Genomic DNA, 10613 nt, shown 5'->3' with positions numbered 1-10613 from the left:
TTCCTCGTAAGGTGTTTCGCTGCACATGGGGCAAATCGGGTACTTTCCTTAAAAACTTAAAACCTCGGTTTGTTTTTCTTTTTTTCAGGAACGTCCCCAAGAGGTTTAGGAGGGATAGAAATCAAACGTCATTTTGCCGATGCGAACAGTATCGCCTTCTTTAGCCCCGGCCTCGATTAGCTTATCCTCAACCCCGATTGCTTTTAGGCGACGTTGCAGGTGAATAATTGCATACTCATTGTCAAAGTCAGTCATAGCAACCATGCGCTCAACATTTACACCGTGCACGACCCAGATATTATTCTCTCTAAACACGCTGATTTCTTCGGGTCTCGGGGCTGGGGCGACCTTTTTGGCCTCCCTCTTGATTGGCGCACGCTCAATTCTGTCAAGTGTATCTGCTATCGCATAAAGAAGCTTATCTACACCCATTCCAACCGCTGCAGAGATGGGATAAAACGGTACATCCTTCTGCTTCATATAATCCGAAACCCGGACGGCGTTTTGCTCCGCTTCAGGGATATCTATTTTGTTTCCCGCAACTATCTGGGGACGTGTCGCAAGCTCGGGGTCGTAAAGCCTAAGCTCCTCATTTATCGCCTCAAAGTCTTCTATAGGGTCGCGGCCCTCCAGCCCAGCAAGGTCCAGGATATGAACTATAACACCTGTTCGCTCTATGTGCTTTAAAAACCCATGGCCCAAGCCTTTGCCTATATGCGCTCCTTTAATAAGTCCGGGAATATCGGCGACAACAAAGCTGCGGCCGTCTGATAGGCTTACAACGCCGAGGTTTGGCGCAAGGGTTGTAAACGGATAATCAGCGATTTTTGGCCTAGCTGACGATATCCTGCTAATTAGCGTGGATTTTCCTGCATTTGGAAAGCCCACCAGTCCAACATCCGCAAGTAGTTTTAGCTCAAGGATAATCCAGCGCTCCTCACCGGGCTCTCCTTTCTCGGCAAAAGATGGAGACCTGCGGGTTGGTGTGGCAAAGCGGGCGTTTCCGCGGCCGCCTAAGCCTCCTCGGGCGACAACTGCACGCTCGCCAGGCTCTACCAGGTCGGCAAGAAGGTTGCCTTTCTCATCCTTCACCACAGTGCCAGGCGGAACTTTTAATATGACATCCTCGCCATCTTTGCCTTTTTTGTTTCCGCCCTGGCCATGCTGACCCCGCTCGGCCTTGAAATGACGCTGGTAGCGAAAATCCATGAGGGTGCGCAATCCCTCATCGACCTCTAGGACCACACTTCCGCCGCGGCCACCATCTCCCCCATCGGGTCCCCCTTTTGGGATGTATTTAGCTCGGAAGAAGCTGACAATGCCGTTTCCGCCGTCTCCTGCTTTTACAAATATCTTAGCCTCGTCTAAAAACATAGTTTTTCGTCACTCTCTATAAACCATCAGCTGTCAGACACCAGCGGTTAGCGTTATTTGTATCTTCCCCGACCGCTGATAGCTAAAAGCTGATGGTTTTCTTTAAACTAAAAAAGCCACAGTTTCCTGTGGCTTTACCAACTTTTAGCACTGTTTAAGCTTGCCCAACGACCTCGCTTAGTACGCTAACCTTACGGCCAGTTTTACCCTCGCCTTCAAAAACCACATAACCATCCATTAAGGCAAAAATAGTGTAGTCACGACCAAGACCAACGTTCTGACCTGGCTTAATTTTTGTGCCGCGCTGACGTACAATAATGCTTCCGGCCGTTACATATTGTCCGCCAAATGCCTTGACACCCAGCCTTTTTGAATGGCTATCTCGACCATTTCGGGTACTTCCCATTCCCTTTTTATGTGCCATCTATCTCACCTCGTTAGCAGAAACACTTTAAAAATAAGGCATCCAGCCCATTATATGAGGCGTTTTAACTTTTGTCAATTAAAGGTCTTAACCGCATGCTCGGCAGCTACCGATTGATGGGCATTGCAAATGCTTCCATAGCTATGGATTTTACTAGTCTGTAGCAGCTATCAAGCACTAAGATGTTGAGCCACAAGAGGCTTGATTAATTATTGCCGAAGCGCCGCATAATGCTTCTTTAAGTCACAGGGCTTCTTGCTACTGCTAGATAACCTGATAATTAATCTTTAATGCACCTGCTTCTTTAATGCATCTGCTGCACTGCATTATTATGCAACCATACCCAAAATCGTATCGTCTAATTCGTCAAGAATAAGTTGCTCTTCCTGCTTGATAAGTGCGTTGAGGATTGTATTTAGGCGCTTGAAGTCGCGCATAAACGCGATCTTTGAGCCTCCATCGGCGTATTGGTCGAGGAATAGTATAAGTACAGCCGATATCCTTGCGGTGTCGCGGGTAAACCATTCAATGGTGCGCTGGAGTTTTTGGTCGTTGGAAGCTACTTCACGTAGTTTTGGGTATAACTCTTCATTGTCTCTTCTTAAGTGAGCTAGTAATGTTACTTTTATAGATTTTAGTTTCTCACGGCCTTCTGCTGTTGAGATATCGATATCTCTGAGACTTCCGAAGGAAGTGGATAGCTCCGTGTGTTCCAGTCTAAGTTGGTCGATTAGGTTTAACAATGTGGTTCCTCCTCTTTTGCTGTGGTTTCTACCTTAACTAGGATAATGATCGGCGTTCGAATAAGAAACTTAAGGGCTTTATAGCCAGAGATTAAAAGTTTAATAAGGTTATTTTGAGGGAATTACCGCATAACTACCTAATGGTTAACACCGATACCGGTATGGCACCTTTTGCACACACCATCGAGGTTGTCTTCAGTAATGGTTTGTTCTTTTGTTTGGCGATTACCAGAATCATCCAAAAACCCTACGTAGCTGCCGAGCAGCTTAATGGAATTTTCCTGGCCACTATGCGGAAAGTCGGAATAATCTCCCGCGATACCGTCTCCGTTGATATCCTCTCTCACAGCCTTATAAGTGCTAGTCCCAAAATGGCAAGCCTCACAGGAAACATTCTCTGAATCATAATAGGAGTATATCGGGTCTGCAGGAAGGTCATTCCTATGACAACTATAGCACTGCCCCGGGCCGTTGTTAGCTCCAGTAAACGGTACCGGGTGCGTTCTATCTGCGTGATTTTTATAACCGAGCTCCGTGTTTGCTAAACCCTTCCAATACCCGATATCTAGGTTGTGGCAATCGGCACACCACGCAGATAGTGCATATTGGTTAATAGTTTGCGGGTCTCGGACAGAACCCCGCATCTGCGTAGGATCGGTTACACCCTCAAATTTCGTATATATGGTATTCGGAAACACCCCGTCGTTTCCGGTATTGGCAGCCGTCATTGTCGTTTCCGGCACTGTTATAATATTGTTAGCATTGACGTATACCTTTTGGTTATTGACATCAAACTCTCCGTAAGCTTTCCATGTCCTCATGCCCTCATCATAATCTTCCGTCCAAGTGTTGCCCGCATTATCAGAAAAAGTCGCCGAACCCCATATAGACCCTGAGGGGGATAGTTTTAAGAGTTTATACCCCTCGAGCAGTTTGGCACCTGTTTCAAGTGAAGTCGGCCTCCAAATCGTGTTGGTAGCCCCGTGCGGCTGGTGGCAGCTTGTGCAACCGAGTGCCAGAGGACCGATTCTTAAATACCCCTCCCTGTTGCTGCCCGCAACATTCTGGCCGTGGTGTCGTGCGAATCTAAACATTTTATTAGCAGTCGAATCGTAACTGCGGATTTGAATGGTTTCCTGAATAGTATTGCCGTTCCCGTCGATGCTTGTGATAGTCTTATTGCTTAACCATTGATAGACGGAGCTGTCAGGAATCGTCGCGCTTGCGCCAATTGTATGTCCATTTTTTGTCAGTATTCCGTTAGGGCTTAAACGGTATACTATTTTATTGGAGCGTGAGCTACCTCCAACATGGCAATAAATGCATGCATCATCCCTAGAATCTGCCCTTAGCAAAAAGTAGGCGCCTTCTGAACGGTGACTTGCATGGCAAATGCTACATTTTTTACCATAGGCACCATAACCGCCATGGGGATTACTGGTATATTTTGATCCGGCAGACGGGTCGCCACCAGAATCAGAAAATGGAGCATAGCCCCCTTCAGTCTTTGGCGAACTATCTGCACTATCCGCGTAGGTCCAATATATAGACCCATCGGTTTTCTGCCCCTGCCCGGCAAGTGCAAAGCCAGGCGATACAAAAAAGTATATAATCGCAAATATTATAAACAGCAGCCTCTTAGCCATACATAAAACCCCAGTTTGTCGCCTTAGGCGGCAAACTTAAAAGCAACTAAAGCCTAGCCTGTCTATTAACATCGGCTTTGTTGAGTTTAAAAATAAGATTTTTGCCTAAATTTTCCTGAAAATTTGTAAAGGCCACTGGTAATTTATTAATTAGCGGAAGATACCAGGCGACTGGCTAGAGTTTTGTCCAGGGGCAGAGGCGACGCTCAATTAAATCAAGCAACTCATAGATGATAAGGCCCATGAGAGCCATAGCTACGATACCGCCAAACATATCGGAGTAATTAAAGCGACTCCATGCATCCATTATAAAATAGCCAAGTCCCTCCTGAGTCGCAAAAGATTCTGCAAAAAACAAGACGGCAATAGCCGTCCCAGCGGCTATTCTTAATGCGGTAAACATCTTCGGTAGGCTAGCCGGATATACGACATGTCTATATATCTGACGCTTGGTGGCACCTAAAGATTTCATAGAAATTATTATTTGATTTGGAATCCCGCGTGCAGCATCACGGGTTGTAACTAATATCTGAAAGAATACTATCGCTGTTATAAGGACAATCTTAGAGACGTTGCCCAACCCCAAAAGTAAAAGCAAAACTGGCAGAAAAACTATCTTTGGAATTGGATAAAGGATAAATATAAGCGGCGCAAAAAAACGGTCTAAGCACTCTTCCTGGCCAAGGACCAAGCCAACTGGTAGCGCAAGCAATACACCAAGTATAATACTTACAGTGACCCTGAAAAAGCTAACGGCAAAATGCCTACCGAGTTCTCCAGGTATCAGCCGGAAGAAATCGCCAAAAACCCTAATGGGTGATGGCAGAGCCTGGGTTCCAAGAAGAAGCGACAAACCATACCAGAAAACAAAAAGTAAGATGGTCGCACCAACATATCCCCTAGCTTTATCCAACACCAAACTCCGCCCCTATTCCATTTTTTAGCATCCCGCGAAGCCTTGCACAATGGTCGTAAAAGTCGGCGGTATTGCGGTAGCCATCTTCACCCATACCTATATTATCAACTATTGCAGTGATGCGCCCTGGGGACATTACCGCAATACGCTTACCTAAAAAGACAGCCTCCTCGATGCTGTGCGTGACAAGCACCATAGTTAGCGGTGTCGAATCGCTATTTTTATTGCGCTTAAAACTTCCGTTTGCATTCCGCTCTTTCCATATCTCAAGCAAGGTGTTTTGCAAATCTTCGCGGGTTAATGCATCGAGCGAAGAAAAAGGCTCGTCCATTAAAAGCAAATCAGGATTTAATGCAAGCGAGCGGGCTATCGCTACACGCTGGCGTTGCCCGCCGGACAGCTGGCTTGGATACCTATTTCGCAAATCCCAAAGTCCAAGATGTTTCAGTATTTTTTCTACGTGATCATCAATAAGGTCTTTCGAAACATGCCGCACCCGAAGGCCGAGTGCGGCATTATCAAAGACTGTATTCCAGGGAAACAACCCATAATCCTGCAGAATCAAAGCGGTTTCGCGCCGTGGCGCGGTTAGCTCATCCCCATCAATTTTGATGCTTCCACGTGTAGGTTTAAGTAAACCGCTTAAAGCATAAAGAAGCGTTGATTTACCACAGCCAGAAGGTCCGATGATGGCCAAAGCATCACCTGATGGAATTGTAAGGTCGATTCTATCAAGTGCTGTTACTGTTCGGCCGAAATTGCTGTAGTCAACTCCAAGCCCCCTGATCTCAACTTCCGACACTAGCGGGTTGGACCTCCTGATTGACCAAGTCATTATATTTCAAACCCGGTTTGATAATGTTTTTCTTAACCATCCAATTAAGTACGCTATCGACATCAGCCTTAGTTGGCACCTGCACTTTAGGATAAGTATTTATCTTATAGCTATCCTCTATTGGCTTTGGCAGCTTTGCCGTTTCAACCAGAAGTTCACGGTATGCATTTGGATCTTTATTGATCAGCTCCACGCCCTCATTTATTGCGGCAAGCATATTTTTAATCGCTTCCTTGTTCTTATCCAGATAGTCTTTTCTAAACAAAAGAATAGTTTGAGACAAGTTTCGGCCTTTCGAATCATCGATGATCAGGTGATTTCCCTGCTGCTCGGCAAAAGAGAGAAGCGGGTCGGGCAATGCGGCAGCTTGAGCCTGCCCATTGGTCAGAGCCTCAAGGCGCACCTGGATAGCTTTGATTTCAATCTTCTTAATATCAGAGTCAGAGAAACCGTTCTCGGCAAGAAGCTGATCGATTACGTACTCGGTAATCGTGTTACTCGATGTAGCAATCGGAACTCCTTTAAGGTCAGCAACCGTCCTGATGCTAGATTTTGGTGCAGATAGAATTCCAAAGCGTCCCTCCGACGGCTTGCTTCCAAGGAGAACATCAACAACTGAGATTTTTGTGCCAGCCTGGTATAGGGCTGCTGCAGCAACCAAATCGCCCATAAAGCCATCTATTTGTTTGGCCTGCAGCGCAGCATCTCTTTCTTGCGCACTCTTAAAAACTGTGACTTTTACATCAAGACCTTTATCTTTAAAGAGACCTTTTTGTTCGGCAACACTAATTGGCAGGGCGTCTTCTGTGGGGAGTATTCCAACCCTTATTGCAGTAAGCTTCTTCTTAGCCGTTGCTGCTGTTTCTGTTTTTGTTTTGGCTGCCGAGCTGCACCCTACCGCCAGGGTGATAAGAGATAGAATAAGTAAACTGGTGATAAGTTTCTTCATCAATTTCCTCCTCAAGTTAATGGATTTGCGCTAAATATGCTAATCCACCGCTGGATTATTTAATTATATATTTGCATGGCTAAAGAGGATATTAGCATAAAATGGTTCGCGGTTCATATGAGCCCTTCAAATCCATTCGGCAAACGAATGCAAATAACTGAGATGCCCAAGACTGCTTCATTGCAGCTTCAACTATAACTGACTTGTCTACCCAACCACAGCGCTAATAACTACGGCAACAAAATTAAATGTATCGACATTTTGGCAACTTAAGACTTAAATTTCAGCACTTTACTAGGTTTGCGGCTTGCTGCCAGCTAGTGCTTGCTGGCTAGTGCCTAAACTGAGCGTGGCAGCTGTCGCAAAAGCCAATCGCGTGGCAGCTAAGACATTTTGAGTTACCGTTCTTTTTTACTTCTTCGTTGTGATTCGAGATCCAATCAGGTTGGTGCGGGTTTACAGTGCGGTGGCAGTTGTCACAGCCGGAGACCTTATGACATAGCAGACACTTATCTTTGCTCTTTTCAGCCCATGCCTTGTGGGTTTGGCGCCAGCCCTCTGGATGGGGCAATGGGGCTCCATGGCAATCATCACAGGAGCTCTTACTATGGCAAAGCAGGCAGCTCGATATGTCGCTGATATGGCCGTGTGCCTTTATCCAATTACTCTGCTCGTGAGATGCAGGCTTAAGTTTAAATCCGGGCGGATGGCAAGTACTGCAAGACAAAGCTGCATTCTTTTTGCGGTGACAGTCAAGACAAAACGGCATTGCAATTCTTTCCTTGTGCTCAATAAATCCAGGATGGGCTACCCTGTTATGACAATAGGCGCAGGTAAAACCAGCCTTCTCGTGGGCTTTATGGTCATACTTTATCCGGCCGTTACTGGATTTATCCTTAAGCGTTTTATGACACAAAAGACAGTTCTCTGAGGGTATGCTTTTGCTCAGTAAACCATCATCATTTAAAACTAACTCACTGGAGTTGGTAGTAAAATGCGAGTAGATGTCACTTAGAGAAGAGAACTTATCAAGCACTAAGTTAACAAGGCCCGGCTTTGCATGGCAAGTAATGCAATTTACGTCGTGATGTACAGACCGTTGCCAGGATTTGTAGTTACTCTGCATCTCGTGACATGAACCGCAGAAGCGGGGGGTTGAGGTTGCTGGAAACGCCACTGCAAGAAATATTATGACAACAAGTGCCGCAATTATTACTATTTTTAGACGTAAGCTACCTTTGAGATTTAGATTCATATGCTTGGTGTGTTAACTTGTAAGCAAACTATCCTTTTACAGAATAGCAGTTGATAGTAATAGATACAATATAACCCAATTGGGTTAGTTATTTAATTAACGTTTTTGGTTTCCGTCTTTGTCAGTAGCCGATCTTTCCAACCGTCTTAATGGCAACCTCAAGCAAATTCAATGGCAAAATTACTAGATTGCTCACACCGATCTCACATTTATCTTCAGGTTAGCCCAAGACCAAAGCTTTTTGAGAGCTTTAACTCACCAGATTTTCGCTTTACAATAGCAGACCAGTAAGAGTTTTGCTTTTTTCTTATTCTCTATTTCCGACTTTTTCTCTAGTTTCCCGGTAAGAAGGCTCAGCAGGCATAGTTACTTGAGGCACTGCAGGCCCACGGACAAGCGAAGTCAAGACTCCTGCTGCAGCGATGATAGCACCTACTATAAATGCTAGATGAATTGCCAACGCTAAATGTGGATCGCTATCTCCCTTGGGTGCAAAGGTAGCAACTATAGCACCAGCCAAAGCTGTACCAAGCACCATACCTGTATTCCTCATTGTAGCCTGCATACCCGATGCTATACCGAGTCTGTGGCGGGGGACAGCCCCCATGAGGGCGCTTGAGTTAGGCGACTGGAACATCCCAGAACCAAGCCCTATTGTCCCAAGCAAAATCACGACCGGTGTTAAACCGGAGCTCGCCGAGGTACGTGATAGTCCAAGGAGAGCCAGCGAAGTTATCGCCAAGCCAAGCGATGATAGAAGGCGTGAGCCTATTTTATCCGATAATGTACCTGATAACGGCGCGATAACCCCAGTGATAAGCGGTATAGCAGTCAAGACCAACCCGGTAGTTTGGATATTTACTTTATAAATATCGCGCAGATAAAATGGGGTTAAAATTATCGCCACGAAAAGCGAGGCGTAGTTGATAAGCGCGCTTGCGTTGGCTGCCGTAAAAAGGCGTATCCTAAAAAGCGATAGATCTAGCATTGGATCTTGAACTTTCCTTTCAATGACTACAAAAAGCACGCCCAAGAGTATTGCGGTCACAATCAGACCAAGTGTAGCAAACGAATGCCACCCCCAGGCGTTTCCCATACTTAAAGCAAGCAGCAGCGAGAAAAGAGCAGCGAAGACTGTTATCGAACCCGCAAAATCAAACTTCTTGCCCGCCTCAAGTTTGCCTTCTTTTAAAATTGAAGCAGCCAGAATAGACACTGTAATCCCGATAGGAATGTTGACAAAGAAAATCCATCTCCAGCCGTAGTTGTGGACAATAAATCCACCAAGTGTAGGGCCAACGGTAAGTCCAATAGCAACGGCTATACCTATCATGCCAAGTGCTTTACCTCTCTCTTGCGGGGGAAATGTTCTTGTTAGGATCGCGGGAGCTGTGGCAAGCATACATGTTGCGCCAAGAGCCTGCACGATACGGAAAAAAATAAGCTGACCAATCGTCCCCGAAAAACCGCAAAGCGCTGAAGCAGCCGTAAAGGTGAGAAAACCAGTAATATAAATACGCTTATGGCCCAACATATCTCCAAGCCTACCTGCGCTCAGAAGAAGCGCTGAGGTAGCCAAAAGGTATGACATAACTACCCACTCAACAGTGGTTATTCCAACAGAAAAATATTGAGAAAGAGTTGGCAGTGCGATATTGACTATGCTCGAATCAAGCGGCGCCATAAATGTGCCAATAAACACAGTCATCATTACATACCAGCGATAGTTATCTGCCCTATTGCCTGGATTACCTACTTTCAAGAGCTCACCCCTTTAAAGTTTTAAGGTAGCTTACTGGATTTCACTAGATTGTTTTACCCATTAAGCCTATAGGCTGCAATACCGGTTACTATCAACATATAGACAATGCTTACTGGACTAAGTCCAAAATGGCCCATAAATAACATAGGAATCAGCAACCCAACTAAAGTAGATACTGCTGCAATGGCTGCGAACGTTGGGCCACGGTTTCCCCTCGCACCCCGACGCACAGCCTCTCCAATAAGTAAACCGGCAACGATTGCAATGATAAAAGACGATATACGTATCGTAAATAAAACTAAACCGGCTGTAAACGAGACACCCAGTCCTGCCAAAGCGGCACCTGCATACTGGTAAGAATAACCCTGTCTTAGCATTCCTCTACTTGGAGATGCACATTCACGGCATTTTATTCCAACAGGCGTGTATACCATGCAATCAGGACACAGCCCTTGACCACAATTGCTGCAGGAAACATTCGTCTCGCGCGCGGGATGATTTTTGCAGTTCATTTCTAGAACATCAACCCTCATTTTCAAAATGGCTAGATTTTATAATATCACGATTCGGCGAAGCGCGGCTCTTAGAATGTGGCGGTACAGTATAAACGATACATTACAAACAGAAGTTAACCTTAAAAGTCCCCTTTTATGTTGTTTAGCTCAGCCAGAGAAAAGACAGGCCCATCTTTGCAGATATACTTTGGTCC

The 10613-nt window shown here is 45.5% G+C and carries 10 protein-coding genes; all 10 read right to left on the bottom strand.

Translation table 11 applies throughout. The features are described 5' to 3' along the window. Positions 1-105: 105 nt before the first annotated feature. The 10 genes from obgE to K6T91_11200 all read right to left on the bottom strand — a co-directional run bounded on the left by obgE (position 106) and on the right by K6T91_11200 (position 10416). A complete protein-coding gene (gene obgE, locus K6T91_11245) occupies positions 106-1374 on the bottom strand; it encodes a GTPase ObgE (GenBank protein MCL6473366.1) in 1269 nt (422 codons plus the stop codon). Between the two features lie 154 nt (positions 1375-1528). Further along, positions 1529-1798 (bottom strand): 50S ribosomal protein L27, encoded by a 270-nt coding sequence (gene rpmA / locus K6T91_11240; protein ID MCL6473365.1) that lies wholly within the window; start codon positions 1796-1798, stop codon positions 1529-1531. Between the two features lie 329 nt (positions 1799-2127). After that, entirely contained in the window at positions 2128-2541 is a 414-nt protein-coding gene (locus tag K6T91_11235) for a hemerythrin domain-containing protein (GenBank protein ID MCL6473364.1), read from the bottom strand. A 137-nt stretch (positions 2542-2678) separates the two neighbouring features. Beyond that, positions 2679-4187, bottom strand: a complete 1509-nt coding sequence (locus K6T91_11230; protein MCL6473363.1) for a hypothetical protein — start codon at positions 4185-4187, stop codon at positions 2679-2681. A 175-nt stretch (positions 4188-4362) separates the two neighbouring features. Further along, a complete protein-coding gene (locus tag K6T91_11225) occupies positions 4363-5106 on the bottom strand; it encodes an ABC transporter permease (GenBank protein ID MCL6473362.1) in 744 nt (247 codons plus the stop codon). Continuing rightward, positions 5093-5938, bottom strand: coding sequence for an ABC transporter ATP-binding protein (locus tag K6T91_11220; GenBank protein MCL6473361.1), 846 nt, complete (start codon positions 5936-5938; stop codon positions 5093-5095). Before K6T91_11220 ends, K6T91_11225 begins: the two co-directional genes overlap by 14 nt. After that, entirely contained in the window at positions 5892-6887 is a 996-nt protein-coding gene (locus K6T91_11215) for an ABC transporter substrate-binding protein (GenBank protein MCL6473360.1), read from the bottom strand. Before K6T91_11215 ends, K6T91_11220 begins: the two co-directional genes overlap by 47 nt. A 331-nt stretch (positions 6888-7218) precedes the next feature. Further along, positions 7219-8142 (bottom strand): NapC/NirT family cytochrome c, encoded by a 924-nt coding sequence (locus K6T91_11210; GenBank protein MCL6473359.1) that lies wholly within the window; start codon positions 8140-8142, stop codon positions 7219-7221. A gap of 307 nt (positions 8143-8449) precedes the next feature. Further along, positions 8450-9904: an MFS transporter gene (locus K6T91_11205; protein MCL6473358.1), complete on the bottom strand. Its 1455-nt coding sequence runs from the start codon at positions 9902-9904 to the stop codon at positions 8450-8452. A 53-nt stretch (positions 9905-9957) separates the two neighbouring features. Continuing rightward, on the bottom strand, positions 9958-10416 hold the full coding sequence (locus tag K6T91_11200) for a hypothetical protein (protein ID MCL6473357.1): 459 nt from the start codon (positions 10414-10416) through the stop codon (positions 9958-9960). Between the last annotated feature and the right edge of the window lie 197 nt (positions 10417-10613).

This window comes from Bacillota bacterium (genome assembly GCA_023511485.1).
In the GTDB taxonomy this organism is placed as follows: Bacteria; Actinomycetota; Aquicultoria; order Aquicultorales; family Aquicultoraceae; genus CADDYS01.
This window is presented reverse-complemented; position numbering and strand designations above follow the sequence as displayed.